The organism is Campylobacter sp. RM16190, assembly GCF_012978835.1.
In the GTDB taxonomy this organism is placed as follows: Bacteria; Campylobacterota; Campylobacteria; order Campylobacterales; family Campylobacteraceae; genus Campylobacter_A.
Map to the genome: position 1 here is coordinate 203,587 of NZ_LIWS01000002.1, position 20,253 is coordinate 223,839.

Annotated in this window: 19 protein-coding genes; all 19 read left to right on the forward strand. The window is 36.7% G+C overall.

Annotated elements, in window-relative coordinates; translation table 11 throughout:
* The first annotated feature begins 1 nt into the window (after position 1).
* Positions 2–1,003, forward strand: coding sequence for an N-acetyl-gamma-glutamyl-phosphate reductase (argC, locus tag CDOM16190_RS03120; RefSeq protein ID WP_170018851.1), 1,002 nt, complete (start codon positions 2–4; stop codon positions 1,001–1,003).
* A 1-nt stretch (position 1,004) separates the two neighbouring features.
* Entirely contained in the window at positions 1,005–1,733 is a 729-nt protein-coding gene (locus CDOM16190_RS03125; protein WP_170018852.1) for a UDP-2,3-diacylglucosamine diphosphatase, read from the forward strand.
* Positions 1,726–2,673 carry a chemotaxis protein gene (locus tag CDOM16190_RS03130; protein WP_170018853.1) on the forward strand — a complete coding sequence of 316 codons (948 nt, stop codon included), beginning with the start codon at positions 1,726–1,728 and terminating at the stop codon, positions 2,671–2,673. Before CDOM16190_RS03125 ends, CDOM16190_RS03130 begins: the two co-directional genes overlap by 8 nt.
* 9 nt (positions 2,674–2,682) lie before the next feature.
* On the forward strand, positions 2,683–5,022 hold the full coding sequence (locus CDOM16190_RS03135) for a hybrid sensor histidine kinase/response regulator (RefSeq protein ID WP_170018854.1): 2,340 nt from the start codon (positions 2,683–2,685) through the stop codon (positions 5,020–5,022).
* A 3-nt stretch (positions 5,023–5,025) separates the two neighbouring features.
* A complete protein-coding gene (locus CDOM16190_RS03140; protein WP_169973497.1) occupies positions 5,026–5,523 on the forward strand; it encodes a chemotaxis protein CheW in 498 nt (165 codons plus the stop codon).
* Positions 5,524–5,534: 11 nt separating this feature from the next.
* The gene (gene serB / locus CDOM16190_RS03145; RefSeq protein ID WP_170018855.1) at positions 5,535–6,158 is read left to right on the forward strand and encodes a phosphoserine phosphatase SerB; all 624 of its coding nucleotides are present in this window, start codon (positions 5,535–5,537) and stop codon (positions 6,156–6,158) included.
* A gap of 9 nt (positions 6,159–6,167) precedes the next feature.
* Positions 6,168–7,172, forward strand: a complete 1,005-nt coding sequence (locus tag CDOM16190_RS03150) for a transaldolase (RefSeq protein ID WP_170018856.1) — start codon at positions 6,168–6,170, stop codon at positions 7,170–7,172.
* Between the two features lie 15 nt (positions 7,173–7,187).
* Complete coding sequence (locus CDOM16190_RS03155) at positions 7,188–8,381, forward strand: type IV pilus twitching motility protein PilT (RefSeq protein WP_170018857.1); 1,194 nt, start codon at positions 7,188–7,190, stop codon at positions 8,379–8,381.
* Between the two features lie 91 nt (positions 8,382–8,472).
* Entirely contained in the window at positions 8,473–9,009 is a 537-nt protein-coding gene (locus tag CDOM16190_RS03160) for a 50S ribosomal protein L25/general stress protein Ctc (protein WP_169973489.1), read from the forward strand.
* Positions 9,010–9,022: 13 nt separating this feature from the next.
* Complete coding sequence (gene pth / locus CDOM16190_RS03165) at positions 9,023–9,577, forward strand: aminoacyl-tRNA hydrolase (RefSeq protein WP_170018858.1); 555 nt, start codon at positions 9,023–9,025, stop codon at positions 9,575–9,577.
* Positions 9,574–10,635, forward strand: a complete 1,062-nt coding sequence (locus CDOM16190_RS03170) for an LptF/LptG family permease (RefSeq protein ID WP_170018859.1) — start codon at positions 9,574–9,576, stop codon at positions 10,633–10,635. The genes pth and CDOM16190_RS03170 overlap by 4 nt, the downstream gene beginning before the upstream one ends.
* A 56-nt stretch (positions 10,636–10,691) precedes the next feature.
* The gene (lysA, locus tag CDOM16190_RS03175; protein ID WP_170018860.1) at positions 10,692–11,891 is read left to right on the forward strand and encodes a diaminopimelate decarboxylase; all 1,200 of its coding nucleotides are present in this window, start codon (positions 10,692–10,694) and stop codon (positions 11,889–11,891) included.
* Positions 11,888–12,673, forward strand: a complete 786-nt coding sequence (locus CDOM16190_RS03180) for an HAD-IIA family hydrolase (RefSeq protein ID WP_170018861.1) — start codon at positions 11,888–11,890, stop codon at positions 12,671–12,673. The genes lysA and CDOM16190_RS03180 overlap by 4 nt, the downstream gene beginning before the upstream one ends.
* Positions 12,657–13,736 carry a prephenate dehydratase gene (pheA, locus tag CDOM16190_RS03185; RefSeq protein ID WP_170018862.1) on the forward strand — a complete coding sequence of 360 codons (1,080 nt, stop codon included), beginning with the start codon at positions 12,657–12,659 and terminating at the stop codon, positions 13,734–13,736. The genes CDOM16190_RS03180 and pheA overlap by 17 nt, the downstream gene beginning before the upstream one ends.
* Positions 13,733–14,833 carry a histidinol-phosphate transaminase gene (gene hisC, locus CDOM16190_RS03190; protein WP_170018863.1) on the forward strand — a complete coding sequence of 367 codons (1,101 nt, stop codon included), beginning with the start codon at positions 13,733–13,735 and terminating at the stop codon, positions 14,831–14,833. Before pheA ends, hisC begins: the two co-directional genes overlap by 4 nt.
* 3 nt (positions 14,834–14,836) lie before the next feature.
* Positions 14,837–16,531, forward strand: coding sequence for a flagellar basal-body MS-ring/collar protein FliF (fliF, locus tag CDOM16190_RS03195; RefSeq protein ID WP_169973476.1), 1,695 nt, complete (start codon positions 14,837–14,839; stop codon positions 16,529–16,531).
* Entirely contained in the window at positions 16,531–17,562 is a 1,032-nt protein-coding gene (gene fliG, locus CDOM16190_RS03200; protein WP_169973475.1) for a flagellar motor switch protein FliG, read from the forward strand. The genes fliF and fliG overlap by 1 nt, the downstream gene beginning before the upstream one ends.
* The gene (fliH, locus tag CDOM16190_RS03205) at positions 17,559–18,383 is read left to right on the forward strand and encodes a flagellar assembly protein FliH (RefSeq protein ID WP_170018864.1); all 825 of its coding nucleotides are present in this window, start codon (positions 17,559–17,561) and stop codon (positions 18,381–18,383) included. Before fliG ends, fliH begins: the two co-directional genes overlap by 4 nt.
* Before the next feature lie 12 nt (positions 18,384–18,395).
* Complete coding sequence (gene dxs / locus CDOM16190_RS03210; protein ID WP_170018953.1) at positions 18,396–20,225, forward strand: 1-deoxy-D-xylulose-5-phosphate synthase; 1,830 nt, start codon at positions 18,396–18,398, stop codon at positions 20,223–20,225.
* Positions 20,226–20,253 lie beyond the last annotated feature (28 nt).

The window sequence follows — 20,253 nt, forward strand, 5'->3', positions numbered from 1 at the left end:
AATGAACGTAGGAATAATAGGGGTTAGCGGATATACCGGATTTGAGCTAATAAAACTACTTTTAAATCATCCTAAATTTAAGATTAACTACCTAGCTGCAAGTGCCGAGAGTAGAGTAGAAGAGATTTTTCCGTCTTTAAATAGTATTTTCGAGTTTGACGTAAAAGTAGCGGACGCTAAAGAAGCTGCTAAAAAGTGTGAACTTGTATTTTTGGCCCTTCCTCATCAAGAGGCGATGAAGTATGCCAAAGAGCTTTTAAGCTTAGGTGTAAAAGTTGTGGATTTTTCTGCTGATTATAGGCTAAGCCAAGCCCTTTATGAGAAAAATTACTGCGAACATCTGGATCCAAAAAATTTAGAAAATGCCGTTTATGGACTGGTAGAGCTAAATAGGGACAAGATAAGATCTGCAAATTTAATAGCAAATCCGGGTTGCTATCCTACCGCTTCTATTTTAGCTATAGCTGCGTTTTTGCCACATATCGATAGAGATTTTGGCGTTATAATCGATGCAAAAAGCGGTGTCAGCGGTGCCGGCAAAAAAGCAAGCACAACAACTCATTTTGTAAGCGTGAATGAAAACGCAAACGCTTATAATCCTATAAAACACCGCCATAGCGATGAGATAAAAGAGCAAATTTCGCTTCTTGCTAGCACTCAAATCCCAACTCTCTTTGTACCTCATTTGCTTCCTATAACCCGTGGAATGCTAGTAAGCGTCTATGCTAAGCTAAATAGTCAGATAGAGCCTTTGGAAATTTTGCGTAAATTTTATAAAAATGAGAAATTTATTCGTATCATTAATAAGCCTGTAAATATAAAAGACGTTGCGGGAACGCATTTTTGCGATATCACAGCCTATGTAAGCGAGGGTAAAATTTTTATAAATTCAGCCATTGATAATCTTTTAAGAGGAGCTAGCTCGCAAGCCTTGGCAAATGCGAATTTGATGAGCGGATTTGAAGAGAGTTTGGCTTTACCAACTTTAACCGTAATGCCTTAAAATGAGTCAAACTATCATAAAAAACGGATCGATTTTTATTGCCGATGCTCACGAAAATGAAAATCGCCGCCATTTTTTAAAATTTTTACAATCTCTAAAAGAGGGCAAGATAAAGACCTCTCAACTTTTTATAATGGGCGATATGTTTGATTTTCTTTCTGATTTTTGTGACTATTCGCTTGAATTTGCAAGTGAATATATAAGGCTTCTTAATGAGCTTGGAGAGGAGATAGAGATTCATTATTTTGAAGGAAATCACGACTTTAATCTTGGTAAAATTTTAAAAAATATCAAGGTCTATCCTATTGAAAATCAGCCTGCAAATTTCTTAACTCAAAATCAAGAGAGCGTTCAGATAGCGCACGGAGATATATTTTTGCCATTTATTGACAAATACGCTTTAAGGTTTTTAAGATTAAAGCCTTTTTTAAAATCTATTAACTTCATTGATAAAATTTTAAATTTTAGAATTTCAAAAGCGATTTTTGCAAAACTTAGAGATAAAAATTTAAGTTATAAAATTTTAAATTTTAGAGAGATTATAGCTAGACACTTAGTAAATTTTGACGCCAAATTCGTCATTGAAGGACACTTTCATCAAGGAGAGATTATAAAATTTGAAAATAGGGAGTATATAAATATTCCTTGTTTTGCATACGATCAAAGTTATTTTGTAGTAGAATATGACAAAAATATTAAGTTTGCCAATACAAGGGGCCAAAATGTTTGATGATAAAGTTTTAAAAACCGGTTCAAACGAAATGGAGCTTGTTGATTTTCGTATCTTTAAGCAGACGGGAGACAAAGTATATGAGGGCATATACGGAGTAAATGTCGCTAAAGTGCGTGAAATCATTAAGATGCCTAATTTGACCGAATTACCTGGTGTTCCTGAATATATAGAGGGAATTTTTGATCTGCGCGGAGTTGTTATACCTGTTATAAATTTGGCCAAATGGATGCAGATAAAAGAGCCTACCGGAGTAGCTATAAAGCCTCGAGTGATAATATCAGAATTTAGTGAAATTTTAATAGGTTTTATAGTTCATGAGGCTAAAAGAATCAGACGTATAAGCTGGTCTGATATAGAGGCTACGAGTTTTTCCGCAAATTCAGGTGCTCTGGATAAAGGTAAAATCACAGGCGTTACTCGTATAGAAAACGATGAAGTATTACTGATACTTGATCTTGAAAGCATAGTTGAAGAGCTTGGAATTTATAGCCCTAAGATAGAGGTTGAGATAGATAAGACCAAAGCTTTAACCGGACTGGCTTTAGTGCTTGACGATAGCTCTACCGCAAGAAAACTTGTAAAAGATACTCTTGAAAAGATGGGTTTAAAGGTGGTTGAGGCAAAAGACGGAGTGGAAGGACTTGCTAAGATGCAAGATCTATACGATATGTATGGGGATAAGTTGCATGATTATTTAAGAGTAATTTTAAGCGATATTGAGATGCCTCAGATGGATGGATACCGCTTTGCAGCTACTTTAAAAGATGATAGTAGATACTCTAGTATTCCGATAATATTCAACTCTTCATTAAATAATATGTATAGTGAGGCTCAAAGTAAAGAGGCCGGCGGTGCAGCATACCTAACTAAATTTGATGCCACTTTGCTTTATAATGAGGTGCTTCGTGTCATCGAAGTACATAAATCTGCTAAATAGGGGTATAAGATGGATGATATGAAAGAGATACTTGAAGACTTTTTAGTAGAGGCTTTCGAACTTGTTGAGCAGATTGACCATGACCTTATCGAGCTTGAGTCAAATCCTGAGGATTTAGAGCTTTTGAATAGAATTTTCCGTGTAGCACATACTGTTAAGGGTTCATCATCGTTTTTGAATTTTGATATCTTGACTAAGCTTACTCATCATATGGAAGACGTTTTAAATAAAGCTAGAAAAGATGAGTTAAAAATAACTCCAGATATCATGGACGTAGTTTTAGAGTCTATAGATATGATGAAGGGGCTTTTGCACGGCATAAGGGACAATGGTAACGATACTGATGTGGGCATAGAAATTTCTGATATTTGTGCCAGACTTACAGCTATTTCAGAAGGAGAAGCGGCTCCTGCGGCTGAGCAAAAGCCTGCACAAAAGGCTCCTGAGACAAAACCAGAGCCAGAGCCAGAGGTTGAACCTGAACCTGAAATAAGCGATGAAAATTTATCAAATTTAACAGATGATGAGGTTGAGGCCGAAATAGAGAGATTGTTAAAGGTAAGAAAGGCCGAGGATCAGGCTAGACGTAGTCAAAAGGCAGCATCAGCAGCATCTGCTCCTGCCAATAAGCCAGCTCCTGAGCCAGCAGCGCCTAAACCAGCACCCGCCCCTAAGGCAAATGAAGCCGACAAGGATAAGAAGGTTCCGGCAGCATCTAGCGGATCTGATGCCGAGCAGACAATCCGCGTAGAGGTAAAAAGACTTGATCATCTTATGAATCTTATAGGCGAGCTAGTCCTTGGTAAGAATAGGCTTATAAAAATTTATGACGATGTCGAAGAGAGATACGAGGGTGAAAAATTCCTTGAAGAGCTAAATCAAGTAGTATCCGGTTTAAGCTTGGTTACTACAGATATCCAGCTTGCAGTTATGAAAACCAGAATGCTTCCAGTAGCTAAGGTATTTAATAAATTTCCTAGAATGATTAGAGATTTAAGTAGAGAGCTTAATAAGCAGATAGATCTTGAAATAACAGGAGAAGAAACAGAGCTTGATAAATCTATAGTAGAACAGATCGGCGATCCTCTTGTGCATATGATTAGAAATTCTTGCGATCACGGCATAGAAAATGCGGCAACTAGAATTGCTGCAGGCAAAAGTGAAAAAGGAACCATCGAGCTAAAAGCCTATAATGAAGGAAATCATATCGTAATAGAAATAGCTGATGATGGTAAAGGTCTTGACGCTGATATGCTAAAAGCTCGCTCTGTAGAAAAAGGAATCATCACCGAGCGTGAAGCTGATGCAATGAGTAATAAAGAGGCGTTTGGACTTATATTTAAGCCTGGATTTTCAACTGCAGCCAAGGTCACTAACGTAAGCGGACGTGGCGTGGGAATGGATGTCGTTAAGACAAATATAGAAAAATTAAACGGAATTATAGATATAGAGAGTGAGCTTGGAAAAGGCACAGTAATGAAGCTTAAAATCCCTCTTACTCTAGCTATTATGCAATCTCTTTTAGTAGGAGTTCAGGAAGAATTTTACGCTATTCCGCTTGCAAGTGTTCTTGAGACTGTGCGAGTGCCTGTAGATGATATATATACAATAGATGGAAAAAATGTGCTTAGACTTAGAGACGAGGTTTTGTCTCTTGTAAAACTTTCAGATATTTTCGGTGTCAAGCAGGTATTTGACAACGGAGATCAGACTTATGTTGTCATAATAGGCGTAGCCGAAACAAAACTTGGAATTATAGTAGATAGTCTTGTAGGACAAGAAGAGGTTGTTATAAAATCCATGGGAGAATATTTACAAAATATCCCTGGAATAGCAGGTGCCACGATAAGAGGCGACGGAAGAGTAACTCTAATAGTAGATGTGGGAACTATGATGGAGATGGCAAAAGATATCAAAGTGGATATAAAAGCCAGTATGGAATCATCAAAGGCGGTTAAAGAAAAGCCGAGCGATTATAAGGTCTTGATTGTAGATGACTCTAAAATGGATAGAACTATCATGCAAAAATCCCTTGAACCGCTTGGAGTAACTGTTCTGGAAGCTACTAATGGAGTAGAGGCTCTTACTATCGTGAAATCAGGCGAGCATGCACTTGATGCAATTTTAATAGATATTGAGATGCCTAGAATGGATGGATATACATTGGCAGCAGAAATTCGTAAGTATTCAAAATATAGAAATTTACCTCTAATTGCTGTTACTTCCAGGACTTCAAAGACTGATAGACTAAGAGGTGTTGAGGTGGGAATGACTGAATACATAACCAAGCCGTATTCGTCAGAATACCTTGAAAACGTAGTTAGAAAAAATATTAAATTGATAGGATAGAACATGAATGACAAATTAAATCAGGTTCTAAAAAGACAAAAAAAACAGATGGCTGATCCAAGCGAGAAGGATAGAGACGAAGTAATCCAGCTTGTCGGGTTTATTGTAGGCGAAGAGGAGTATGCTATACCTATTTTAAATATAAAAGAGATTATTAAGCCTATTGAGTATACTCGCGTGCCAAGCGTTCCAGATTATGTCCTAGGCGTATTTAATCTAAGAGGAAGCGTTATCCCTCTTATAGATTTAAGAAAGAAATTCGCTCTTGGCTCGGTTAAGCCTGGCCCAAGCACTAGGTACATAGTAATGAAAGATGAGGAAAATGTGGCAGGCTTTGTCATAGACAGGCTAACGGAAGCCATTAGGATAAAAAGAAATAGGATAGATCCGCCGCCTGAGACTTTGATTAAAGACAAGGGTATGATATACGGCATAGGCAAAAGAGATCAAAATATACTTACGATTTTAAAAGTCGAAGCTCTTTTAAAGCGTGATTTTTAAAAGGTTATAAATTGATAAAGCTTTGTGTATTTGATTTTGACTCCACGCTTATGGATGGAGAGACTATAGATTTTTTGGCCCAGGCTTGTAAAGTAGGAGATGAGGTAAGCAGGATAACTAGGATGGCAATGGCTGGAGAGCTTGATTTTTTCGAGAGTCTTACTAAAAGAGTTGCTTATTTAAAGGGTCTTGAGCTTTCTATTGTTGATGAAATTTGTGAAAATTTACCGCTTATGAACGGTGCTTTTGATCTTATAAATCATTTAAAAAGTAAAGGTATAAAGGTTGTAGTTTTTAGTGGCGGATTTCATTCTGGTACCGATAGAGCACAAAAGAAGCTTAAATTTGACGCATCTTTTGCCAATATTTTACACCATAAAGACGGTAGGCTTACCGGGCTTGTTGGTGGCGAGATGATGTTTGGCTTTTCCAAAGGAATTATGATGCAAAGCCTGCAAAGCCTGCTTGGTATTAGCAAGGAAGAAACTATGAGCGTGGGAGATGGAGCTAACGATCTATCGATGTTTGAGCACTCGAATATAAAAATAGCCTTTTGCGCAAAAGAGATTTTAAGAGCCAAAGCCACTCATTGCGTGGATACAAAAGATCTAAGAGAGATTATAAAACTAGTATAGGGAGAGAATATGTTTAATAATGATGTTAAATTTTCACTTTGGTGTGATTTTATAGAGCGAGATTTTTTAGATAATGAATTTGTAAAACTTATAAATTCCAATACTATAAATGGAGCAACTTCAAATCCCGCTATATTTAAATCAGCCTTTTTGACCTCTCCTGCTTACAAGATTACGATTAAAGAGAACGAAAGAAGACATGAGAAGCAAATTTATGAAATTTTAGCCGTGCAGGATATTAAAATTGCTGCAGATAGGCTTATTCAAAACTATGCCAATGACGATGATGGATTCGTTAGTATCGAAGTAGATCCAAACTTATGCAACGATACGCAAGGCACTATAGAAGAGGGTGTTAGACTGTTTAATACAGTGATGATGCCAAATGTTATGATTAAAATTCCTGCTACCAATGCGGGATTTGATGCTATGAGCGCTTTGATGTCTAGAGGAATTCCAGTAAATGCCACTCTTATATTTTCTCCAGATCAGGCTATTAAGTGCCTTGATGCTTTTGAAATAGGCACCAAAGAGTATCAAAAAAAATTCCCAAATACAAAAAATCCAAAGGGTGTAATAAGTATATTTGTAAGCAGATTTGATAGGCTTCTTGATGAAGTGATGCGAGAAAAATGTCTTCCTGCCGGACAAATAGGTATAATGAATGCTACTAAAATTTACACAATCATACAAAATAGAAATTTAGAAAATGTTAGAGCACTTTTTGCAAGCACAGGAGTAAAAGGGGATGATTTAAGAAAAGATTATTATATAAGAGAGCTGATGTATGAAAACTCTATAAATACAGCTCCGCTTGATACCATTAAGGCTTTTACAGAGCAAAAGAGCGAGCCTAAAGAGGCGGTTAGCGAGGATAGTATAGAGAAGTTTTTTGAGGTTGTCTCTAGAGCCGGCATAGATATGAATAGGGTATATAAAGAGCTTTTAAGCGATGGTCTTAAACAGTTTTTGCAGGCTTATGACGATATAATGAAGGCGTTAAAGCAAGAATAAAATTTGGAACTTAATATGGAAAGTTTACAAAATGAAGAAATTTTAGATCCTGGGCGCTTGCAAAGAGATAAGCTTGATGCCTATCTTATAGAGCTTGTTTCAAAAGGTGGAAGCGACCTACATATTAAAGCAAATGGAGCCGTGAGAGCTAGATATAACGGTGAAATTTACAAGATGAGCGATGAAGTGTTGAGCTATGATGACACGCTAGCTCTTACTAAAGAGATTCTAAGAACAAATTTTGATAATCTAGTTGCTAAAAAAAGTGTAGATTTTACGTATAAATTAAATGAAGATTATCGTTTTCGTGCTAATGCCTTTTTTCAAATAGATGGTGTTTCTATGGTGTTTAGAACAATACCAACCAAAATCCCAAATATGCAAGATCTATTTTTGCCACCTGTTCTTGAAAAGCTTTGTAATACTGTAAACCGCGGATTTATACTTGTGACAGGTCCTACGGGAAGCGGCAAGACAACTACTCTAGCTAGCATGATTAACTATATTAATAAAAATAAAAATAGACATATTGTTACCATTGAAGATCCTATCGAATTTATCTTTTCGGAAGAAAAGAGTATTATAAATCAAAGAGGTATAGGTCAAGATGTACATAACTTTTCAGATGCCTTGCGTGCAGCTCTTCGTGAAGACCCCGATGTAATACTTGTTGGAGAGATGAGGGATTTAGAGACCATTAGAACAGCTATGGCTGCTGCTGAAACAGGACACCTTGTTTTGGCTACCTTGCATACTCTTGATGCGAAAGAGACTGTTGGTCGTGTTATAAATATGTTTCCAAAAGAGGAACAAAATCGTATCAAGATGACATTTTCTTCGGTTGTAGAAGCCATTATATGTCAAAGATTTGTTAGGACGATGGATGACAAAAGGCGTGTAGCAGTTGAAGTGCTTGTAAAAAACACCAGAATTAAAGATATGATATTAGATGGCAGAGAGGATGAAATTTACGATGCTATAGAGCAGAGTAAGAATACTTATGGTATGCAGACTTTCGAGCAACATCTTCTTGAGCTTTATAAAGAAGGCATAATAGATAAGCAGGAGGCTTTAGAGAAATCAAGTAGAAGAAATGATCTTGAGCTAAGAATTAAAAACGCAGATCTTGCTAAAGAGAAGGCGAGATTGGCGGAAAATAGAGATAATGATAGCAAAGAAGAGGGCATAATAGCTCTTAAAGAGATATAAACTATATACTTTTACTATTAGCAACTATTTAAAGTATAAATTTATAAATATTTTGGTATTATCAGCACTTATTTTTCATGAAAGGAATACGATGTTAGAAGGTATCGTTAGAGAGAGTATCGGTAAAAAAGCTGCTAAAGCTTTGAGAAGAGATGGTTATCTAATCGCGAACATTTACGGCAAGGGATTAGAGAATATCGAAGCGGCATTTAAGGTAAATGAATTTATCAAAGAGGCTCGCAAAAAAGAGAACCTTGCGTTTGATGTAAAAGTTGGCGACAAGACCTTAAAAGTCGTTATAGTTGAGTATCAAAAAGATCCTATTACAAATGCGCTTAAGCATGTTGATCTAAAAGTGGCTCTTCCTGGAGTTATCTCAAGATATATGATCCCCGTTAAGCCTTTTGGAACTCCAATCGGTCTTAAAAATAAAGGTGTTTTGGTTCAATCTAAAAAGAGACTTGCAGTAAAATGCACAGCTGAGAATTTACCAAACGCATTTAATATTGACGTAAGCAAACTTGATGTCGAAGATACTATCTTGGTAAGAGATATTTCAGTTCCAGCAGGTGTTACAATGGTTGATGCAGGCCATGTTGCCGTAGTTGGAGTTGTCAAAGCCAAATAATTAAGGCAAGGCTTTGATCCTTATAGTTGGGCTGGGAAATCCCGGCTCACAATATGAAAAAACAAGACACAATATCGGGTTTATGCTTATAGACCTACTTAAAAATGAAAAATTTACAGATGTAACTTCTTTAAAATTTCAAGGTGAACTTTTTAAATTTTCAAATTTGCTTCTCTTAAAACCTCAAACTTTTATGAACTTATCCGGAAATAGCGTAAAAGCGGTAAATGACTTTTACAAGCCTGAACGCATAATTGTAATTCATGATGATTTAGATCTAAAACTTGGAGTCGTTAAGTTTAAGATAGGTGGCAGCAGTGGCGGCCATAACGGTATAAAATCCATCGATTCCTTAATAGGAAGCGATTATGAACGAGTTAGAGTGGGTATAGGAAGAGCTCAAAATTCAAGTGTGACCGGGCATGTTTTGGGTAATTTTAGCCAAGATGAGAGTGAGTGTCTTAAAAAAGTTCTAAATTATACAAAAGAGGCTGTAGTAGAGCTTATTAAAAGCGATATTAATACTATTTCGCAAAAATATTCTAGCAAAAAAGGCATATGCGCGTGAATTTATATGCAAAATATGTTGGCTGGAACTATTTTAAATCATTTCTGATTATATTTTTTTCATTAGTTTTGTTTTATACTGGCATTGATATTTTGACAAATTTAAAAGATATGCCTTCAAGTGCGAATCTAAAATTACTATATTTTACGCTTACTTCAATGGCTGCGATCGGCTATGTTTTACCACTTTCTTTGATTTTTGCTTTGATTGTTACTAAATTTAACATGATTAGGAGCAATGAGCTTGTTAGCTTTTACGCCCTTGGAGTAAGTAAAAACGCTCTTATCAAACCACCTTTTTTTATCTCTATTTTTATAACTTTAATTTATATAGGGCTTAATTTTACACCATTTGCATACTCTTATGAATTTCAAAGAAATTTGATGAAAACAACGCAAATTTCGCGAATAAGCTCCGATATTTTTTTAAAATTTGGAGGCAAATTTGTATATATAGACGAGCTAAATCCTGTGAGTGCAAACATGCGCGATGTGAGAATTTTTGATGTAGCGGATGGCAAGTTGTTAAGTGCTACTTTTGGTAGCGAGGCAAAATTTAATGAGAATAAATGGACTTTAAAAGATGCGAATGTCACAACCATGCCTAAGGTTATAGAATTTGGTAAAGACGGCCTTGATATCAAACACTATGAAAATCTTATTGCGCTTGAGGGTTTTAAGCCAAAGACGATAGAGAGTGCATATCAGTCAAATTCATCGCTATCGATTCCGGACGCATTTGATTTTATTACTGCTTTTGAAAAAGAGGGGGTTGGGCTAAATTCTGCTAAAACAACCCTTTATAGCCTCTTATTTTCGCCGTTTTTTGCTCCCGTTATGGTGCTTATTATATATTATTTTTTGCCCATTACAGGACGTTTTTTTAATTTAGCACTTACAAGTTTTATATTTATTATAATTACGCTTTGTAGCTGGGGAACTCTTTTTGTGCTGATGAAATTTGCCCATAACTCTGTAGTTTTGCCAGAAATTGGAGTTATCTTGCCGCTATTTTGTCTATCAGGCTTTGCCTTATATCTTTACTTTCGTAACCGTTAAGAGAGTTTTAGGCAAAATTCAAGTAAAATCTACCTATTTTTATTAAGGTTAGATCGATGAATTTTGAAAATTTGGCTCAAGTTTATGGGACTCCTCTTTATGTATATGACTTTAATCATATAGCTTCACGCTATGAAACTCTAAAAAAAGCATTTCATGCACGAAAATCTTTGGTTTGTTATGCTGTAAAAGCAAATTCAAATTTAAGCATTTTGAAACTTTTAGCCTCACTTGGAGCGGGGTTTGACTGTGTAAGCATAGGAGAAGTAAGACGTGCCCTAACTGCCGGAGCAAAAAGATATCAAATTATCTTAAGCGGAGTTGGCAAAAGAGATGACGAGCTAAAATTTGCACTCGAGAATGAAATTTTGATGATAAATTTAGAGAGTGAAGCCGAGATGTATAGGCTAGAAAAAATTGCTCAAGATCTTGGCAAAATCGCTCGTATAAGCATTAGAGTAAATCCTGATATAGATGCCAAAACTCATCCTTATATCTCAACCGGACTAAATGAGAATAAATTCGGCGTAGATATAACAACTGCAAAAAAAATGTATCTGCATGCTAAAAATTCGCCTTTTCTCGATCCTGTTGGCATACACTTTCATATAGGCTCTCAGCTTACTGATATAACTCCGATAATAGAGGCTTCAAGAGTGGTGTCAAACTTGCTTAGAGAGCTAAAGGCTATAGAGATAGATATTAAATTTTTTGATGTCGGAGGCGGAGTTGGCATAGTATATGATGGCGAGGAAGAGCCAAATTTATACGATTACGCTCAAGGGATTTTAAGCACTCTTGGCGGACTTGATGTCACTATAGTCTGCGAGCCGGGACGATTTATAGTAGGCAACTGCGGATATTTTTTAACCAGAGTTTTATATGAGAAATTTAATAAACAAAAGCGTTTTGTGGTTGTTGACGGGGCTATGAACGATCTAATTCGCCCAAGTCTTTATGGGGCATATCATAAAATCTCAATAGTAGGCAAAGAGGGTAGTGAGAGTGAGTGTGATGTGGTGGGACCAATATGTGAAAGCGGTGATTTTTTGGCTAAGAATATAAATTTACCACCTTGCGATAGTGATGATTTGATTGTTATAAGATCTGCCGGTGCATACGGTTTTACGATGAGTAGCAATTATAACTCTCGTCCAAGAGCCGCTGAAATCGGTATAAAAGATGGAAAAGATTTTTTAATTAGAAAGCGTGAGAGTTTTGAAGATCTGATAGCACTTGAAAAGGATATGATTTGATCTTTATCGATGTTCAAGGAACCTTGATAAGCGATAGCGATAAAAGCCTTATAAATGGGGCAAAAGAGCTTATAGAGTTTTTAAATTTTAAAAAAATTCCATATGTAGTGATTACGAATAATACAAAATTTAGTAGTTTGGATTTTTTAAAAGAGTTGCGAGACAAGGGGCTTGATATCAAAGATAAGGCGTACATAGATCCTTTTTATGTTTTAAAAGATATTTTGCCCACTTGCCAGGTAGCCGCCCTTGGTTCTGATAAATTCAAAAAAGTATTGCAAAATTTAGGATATGAGCTGGAGTTTTCAAATTTAGCCAAAGCTGTTTTGATAGCAAGCGGAGATGATTTTAAATTTGATGAATTTAGTACTATGATAGAGATTTTGCAAAATGGCGCAGAGCTAATTGCTATGAGCGAAACCAGTATATATAAAAAAAATGCTAAAAGCTATCCTGGCGTGGGAGCTATAGCTAAGATGCTAAACTATGCCACAGGATGCGAATATAAGGTGGTTGGCAAGCCAAGCGAGGAGTTTTATAAGGCTGCTTTAAGGCTATTAAATTCGCAAGGCTTTAACGCAAATTTTAAAGATGTGTTGATAATAAGCGACGATGCAAAGGGTGATTTAGTAGGAGCTAAAGAGCTTGGAATGAGGACGGCTCTAGTTTTAAGCGGCAAGGTTAATAGCGCCTTAAAGACAGGGGTAGAGCTAAAATTTATAGATAAAATTTACAAAGACGTAAGCCTATTTTTAAAGGAATTGGATGCAGAATATAAATGATTTGCGAGACGAGATCGACAAGATAGATGACGAGATCTTAAAAAAACTAAATGAGAGAATGCGCTTTGTCAAAAAAATAGGTGAGTTAAAGCAAACCAGCGGTACCTCTATATATCGTCCAGAGCGTGAGAGAGCGATATTAAACCGTCTTGAGAGCTTAAGCTCAAATATTTTAAATAAATCGGCGATAGAGGCTATTTATCTTGAAATTTTTGCTGTAAGTAGAAACCTTGAAATGCCAGAAAAAGTCGCGTATCTAGGACCTGAGGGCACATATACTCATCAAGCCGCCGAGAGTAGATTTGGCGCGATGAGTGCGTATTTGCCGCTTGCAAGTATTGAGGCTGTTTTTACGAAGCTAAAACACAAAGAGGCCAAATACGGAGTAGTGCCTATAGAAAACAATACCGAAGGTGCCGTAGGGGCGACGCTAGATTGTCTTGGAAGATTTGAAAATATCAAGGTTGTGGCTGAGCTTTATATGGATATTCACCACTCTTTTGCAAGTGTTTGTGAGAATTTAAAAGACATAAAAAAGATATATTCGCATCCTCAAGGATACAATCAGTGCCGTAAATTTTTAGACGATCACCTGCTTTTAAATGCTGAATTTATACCTACGAAATCCACTGCAGAGGCGGCTAAATTTGCAAGCGAGGATCCAAACTCTGCGGCAATTTGTTCTAAGATAGCCGCCAAGCTTTATAATGTGCCTATCTTGTTTGAGACTATTGAGGATAATATGGCAAATCGAACGAGATTTTTTATACTAAGCGATTTTAAAAACGAGCGTTCGACAAAGAACAAAACCTCTATTTTGGCAAAGACTGACCACAGGCCAGGAGGACTTGCAGATCTACTTACCGCTTTTAGAGACGAGGGTATAAATTTAACTAGGCTTGAGAGCCGTCCTATAAAGGAGCGTGAGTTTAAGACAGTATTTTATATCGACTTTGAAGGTCATATCGATGATGAAAATGTCCAAAGAGCTATAGATAAAGCCAATAGTTTTGGAGACGAGATAGTTTGGTTGGGAAGCTACATACCAGGAGATCAAAGATGAAATTTAACGATAAATTAGCAAATTTAATAAATTATGAGGCTGGCAAGCCAATAGAGCTTGTGGTGCGTGAATTTGGTATAGCGCCAAAGGATGTAATTAAGCTAGCGAGTAACGAAAATCCTTTCGGAACAAGTCCAAGAGTTATTGAGGCGATAAAAAATTGTGCGCAAAATATGTATCTTTATCCTGATGATAGCTATTATGAGCTAAAAGAAGCCTTGTCGGCTAAATTTAACGTGAATACGAAAAATATAATAATAGGCTCCGGAAGCGATCAGGTGATAGAATTTGCGGTTCATGCCAAAGCAAATTCGAAAAATGCCGTATTGATGGCAGGAGTAACCTTTGCTATGTATGAAATTTACGCCAAGCATACCGGAGCAAAAATTTATAGAACTCAGGCTAAAGGGCATAATCTGGAGGATTTTTTAAAAGTTTATAATGATAAAAAAGATGAAATTTCTATGATCTTTTTATGCTTGCCAAATAATCCTTTAGGAGAGTGTCTAAATAGAGATGATGTGTATGAATTTTTAGAGCAGATTGATAAAGATGTGATGATTGTAATAGATGGCGCTTATAATGAATTTGCGAGATTTAAAGACAAAAATAAAGAAATTTGTCCTAAAGATTTGATAACTAAATTTAAAAATACTATTTTTCTTGGCACCTTTTCTAAAGCTTACGGACTTGGAGGAATGCGTGTAGGATACGGAATAGCTGATGAATCTATAATAAATGAACTTGGCAAACTAAGAGCGCCTTTTAATATCACCACTCTTAGTCTAAAAGCAGCCATAGAAGCTCTTAAGGATCAGGAATTTGTAGATAAGACCGTAGAGGCTAATTTTCAAGAGATGAAAAAATATGAAAAATTTGCAAAAGAGCATAATATAGAGTTTATTGATAGTTATACTAACTTTATAACTTATAACTTTGAGCGTGAAAATGCAAGCGAGATTGCCAAAAATCTGCTAAAAAAAGGTATAATTTTACGTGATTTGAAAAGTTACGGTATGAATTCAATTAGAATTACCATAGGTTTGCCAGAGCAAAACGATAGAGTTTTAGATGAATTAAGGAAAGCTATAAAATAAAATATGGATTTTAAAACCGCATTTCAACAAATCGGACACATTTATCAGAGCCTCTCTATAAGACAGCGCATAGTTGCGGCAAGTTCTGTCGTGCTTGTGGTTGGATTTTTAGTCTTTTTAAGCATTTATAAAAGCTCTCAGACAAACTATGACGGATATAGCGTTCTTTTTGAGAGTGTTAATCCTAGCGACTCGGCACTTATTATTCAGCAGCTTGAAAAAGACGGGGTTAAATATAAAATTTACAATGAAGGCACTATTTTAGTCCCAAATCAAGATGTTTACAAAGAGAGAATTTCGATAGCATCCTTGGGTATTTTAAAGGATAATAAAGTAGGCTTTGAAATCTTTGACAAACAAGAATTCGGAGCTACCGACTCTGAACAAAAGGTAAAATTTCAAAGAGCTTTAGAGGGTGAGCTTGCTAGGACAATAGAGAGCCTAGCACCTATAGAAAAGGCTATGGTGCGCATAGCCATACCAAAAGAGACTCTATTTACAGAAAGAACTACTCCGCCTTCGGCTTCAATAGTATTAAATTTAAAAACCGGAAATAGCTTAAATTTAAAGCAGATTTCAGGTATTAAAAATTTAGTTTCGGCTGCGGTTGCAAATTTAAGCACTCAAAATGTAAAGATAGTAAATCAAGATGGAATTCCTCTTGGCGAAGAGGATGGCGAATACGATAGCGATCAGATAAATCAGCAGATAAAATATAAAAGAGAGTCGGAAAACGCACTTGAGCAAAAGATTATAAACGTTCTTTCCCCTATAGTTGGAGGCACTCATAAAGTAGTAGCCAAGGTAACTATAGACTTTGATTTTGCCAGAAAAGATAGTGAGAGCGAGACCTTTGATCCAAATTCTGTAGCAAGAAGCGAACAGAGCGTAGAAGAGAAGCGACAAGGCTCTAAAGAACGCGAAGTTCAAGGGGTTCCCGGAGCTGTTAGCAATATAGGTCCGGTTGAAGGGATAGATGATAAAAAGCTTGAGGAGCAGTATTCTAAGAGCTCATCTACTACAAACTATGAAATTTCAAAAAAAGTTATGCGTATCAAAGATCAATTCGCTACTATCAAGCGCTTAAGTGCTGCTGTAGTAGTGGATGGTAGATATGAGAATAAAAGAGATGAAAACGGAAATTTAACTAAAGAGATCGTATATACTCCTCTTACAAATGAGCAGTTAGATAAGATTAGTGCGCTTATAAAGCAATCGGTGGGATTTGATACAAATAGGGGTGATGAAGTAACTGTAAGTAACTTTGAATTCCAAAGACCTGGCACAGATACTCCTGCAAATAAAGTAAATTCGTTTTTTGATACCTATGTAAATCCTTTTATGCCTATATTTAAATATATATTTGTCGGAATTTTATTATTTATATTTTACAAAAAAGTCATCGTTCCGTTTATGGAAAAGATGCTTCAAAATATCAAAGAAGAAGAGCCTGATATGCAAGATGATATAGTAGATCTTGAGGATAGCGAGGATGCCTTAGAGAAATTTAAAGCAGCTAAGAAAAAGGTTGAAGAGCAGCTTGGAATCGGAAGTGATTTTAATGAAGATGAGCTTAGGTATGATGTGCTACTTGAGAAGATGAAGCTGATTATACAGGAGCGAAGTGAAGAGGTTTCTGTATTGCTTCAGGATATGGTTAAAAACGACTCTGACTTTAGTAACCGCAAGGACTTTTAATGGCGACTAGCTTAACCGAACAACAAAAGATGACTTATGATGATCTCTCGATGCCTGAAAAAGTTGCGATACTGCTTATACAGCTTGGAGAAGATGCTACCACTCTTTTATTTTCGCATATGGAAGTTGATGTTATCACAGAAATTTCAAGATATATAGCGACTGCAAAAAGTGTTGATAAACAAGTAGCCGCAGCTGTTTTGGAGGAATTTTACGCTCTAATGCAGTCAAATCAATATATGAGAAGCGGTGGCTTAGAATATGCCAAAGAGATTCTTTATCGCACCTTTGGTCCTGAGACCGCACAAAAAATTCTTGACAAGCTTGCAAAAAGCATGGAGAGTTCAAAGAGTTTTGGGTATCTAACTAAAATTAAACCTCAACAGCTTGCCGATTTTATTATGAAAGAGCACCCTCAAACTATCGCCTTGATTTTAGCTCATATGGATCCGACTAGTGCCGCCGAGACACTTTCATTTTTGTCGGACGAACTTAGAAGCGAGGTTGTGATTAGAATGGCGAATTTGGGCGATATTAGCCCATCTGTGATCAAGCGTGTATCAACAGTGCTTGAAGGCAAGCTCGAAAGCCTTACTTCGTATAAGGTTGAAGTTGGTGGTCCAAGAGCTGTTGCGGAGGTGCTTAACCGTCTTGGTCAAAAGGCCTCAAAATCCACTATCGAATATATCGAGGATGTCGATGATAAGCTTGCCACTACTATTAAAGAGCTTATGTTTACGTTTGAAGATATTAATACACTTAATCAAACAGCAATTAGAGAAATTCTTAAAAATGTCGACAAAAAGGATCTTATGATAGCCCTTAAGGGCTCTGGAGATGCACTTAAAGAGAAATTTATGGGTAGTATGTCTCAGCGCGCAAGCGAAGCGTTTAAAGAAGAGATGCAATACCTCGGAGCCGTTCGCGTAAAAGACGTAGAAGAGGCTCAGCGCCGCATAGTAGAGCAGGTGCAAGCCTTGGCTGATCAGGGAGTATTCCAAGTCGGTGAAGCAGAAGAGATGATAGAATGAGAAGCAGCGTAATAACCAACGAAGAGACTAAAAGCCATTTCGTAGAGAGCTATAGATTTAAGGTTTTAGGTCAAGAAAAAAAGGCGAATGATAGCCACGAAAATGAGCATGCAGACAAAAATAATATCAATAGCGAAAATTCAAATATGGCTGATTTTGCTACAAATTTTGATCACTCTATAAAAAATAATCCGCAAATACCAATATCTCAAGATCCAAAAATAGAGTCAAATTTCGTAGAAGAGCTTTTAAAGCGCACGGATGAGCTTTCGGGAAATATCATAAAGCTTCAAATGCAGATAGAAAACCAAGAGAGCGAATTTGCAAAGCGTCTAGAAAATGAGACTATAAGAGCTAAAGAGGAGGGTCTTAGGCAGGGTTTTGAAGATGCTAGAGCTAAATTTGAGAGTGAATTAAAATCTCTTGAGTCAAGATATCTAAATTCGGTAGCGAAGCTAGATGGCGAAGTTGCTAAATTTGAGAATTTTCTAAGCTCAAGTGAAAACGAGCTCTCAAACACGGCAATCGATATTGCAAAAGAGATTGTAAAAAAAGAGATTTCATCAAATTCTTCAAGTGTTGCTTATGCGCTTACAAAATCTTTAATAAAAGAGCTTAATGAGGCTAAAAGGCTGCAAATTAGAGTTAATATTAAAGATTTTGAGTTTTTAAAAGAGCATTTTGGCACCAGCGAAAATATAGAAATTTTAGCCGATGAGGCTATAAATGTCGGCGGTGTTATAGTTATGAGCGATGCCGGGAATCTTGATGGAACCATTGAGGCTAGGTTTGAAAAGATAAAAAGGATAGTTGGCGAATAGTATATGAATGATATAAATTTAAAATCTATGAATATAGAAGAGCTTGAGGAGCTTTGTAATAAGATAAGAGGCAAAATTTTAGAGACAGTTAGTAAAAATGGAGGGCATCTTAGCTCAAATATTGGTGCGGTTGAGCTTATAGTAGCTATGCACTATGTATTTGACAAAGAAAAAGACCCGTTTATCTTTGATGTTAGTCATCAAAGCTATGCTCATAAGCTTCTAACAAATCGCTGGGATAACTTTGATAGTTTGCGTAAATTTGGCGGTATAAGTGGATATACTAAACCAAATGAGAGTAAATATGACTATTTTATAGCAGGTCATAGCTCCACTTCAATATCTTTGGCCGTAGGTGCCGCAAAGGCTATAAGGCTTAAAAACGAAGATCGTTTGCCAGTAGTTCTAATAGGCGATGGCTCTATGAGTGCCGGAATGGCTTATGAGGCTTTAAATGAGCTTGGCGATAGAAAATATCCCTGTGTGATAATCCTAAACGATAACGAGATGAGCATAAGTAAGCCTATAGGAGCGCTTAGTAAGTATTTAAGCCAGATGATGGCAGGACAACCTTATCAGAAATTTAAAAGCAGGGTTGAGAAATTTCTAAGCTATATGCCAGACGGTGCTGCGTATATGGCGCGCAGGATGGAGGAGGGTATCAGGCTTATAACTCCTGGGATGTTTTTTGAGGAGCTTGGGCTTGAGTATATAGGTCCTGTAGATGGTCATGATATAAGGGCTGTAATAGATGCTTTTGAAGTGGCAAAGAAGATGAAAAAGCCTGTTATCGTCCATGCGCAAACCCTAAAAGGCAAGGGATATGAGAAGGCCGAGGGTCACTATGCTAACTGGCACGGAGTCGGACCATTTGACTTAAAAAGCGGGGAGAGTATCAAAAAAAGCGCTCCAAAATCTGCCACCTCACTCTTTGCGGAAAATTTGCTAAAACTTGCCCAAAAATATGAAAATGTGGTTGGAGTAACTGCGGCAATGCCTACCGGAACAGGAATGGATCTACTTATTGAGAAATTTCCAGAACGTTTTTGGGATGTGGCGATAGCGGAGCAGCATGCAGTAACATCTATGGCTGCTATGGCTAAAGAGGGATTTAAGCCTTTTATCGCCATATATTCGACCTTTCTTCAGCGCGCCTTTGATCAGGTGATACACGATGCTTGCATTATGAATCTAAACGTTGTTTTTGCTATGGATAGAGCCGGAGTTGTAGGAGAGGACGGAGAGACTCATCAGGGTGCCTTTGATATAGGCTATCTTCATGTCATACCAAATATGACTATTTTTGCTCCTAGATCTGCGGAAAATTTTAAACTTATAATGGAATATGCTTATAGGCATGTTGGAGCTTGTGCATTTAGGTATCCTAGAGGCAACTTCTTATTGGACGATGGAGAATTTGAGTCAAAAGAGATTAAATTTGGCAAAAGTGAAATTTTATCTAAAACAGATTCAAAAGTGGCGTTTATAGGATATGGAAATGGAGTAGGGCGTGCAAATTTGGTCAAAAAGGCCTTAGGGGATAAATTTAATCCGACTCTTGTGGATTTGGTATTCGTAAAACCGCTTGACAGAGAGCTTTTGTTGGATTTAGTCAAGGATAAAAAGGTTTGGTATGTTTTCTCAGATAGTGCTAAAAAGGGCGGAGTAGCTGAAATTTTAAGCGCATTTTTACAAGATGAAGCTATATATGATGTGAGAGTTATTAGTTTTGAGTATGGAGATAAATTTATAGAGCATGGTAATACAAGTGAAGTTGAGAAGGGATTAGGGCTAGATCCGCATAGTATTTCTGAAAAAATACTAAAAGATAATTTATATTAATAAGTATAAAGAACTTTTAAATAATTTT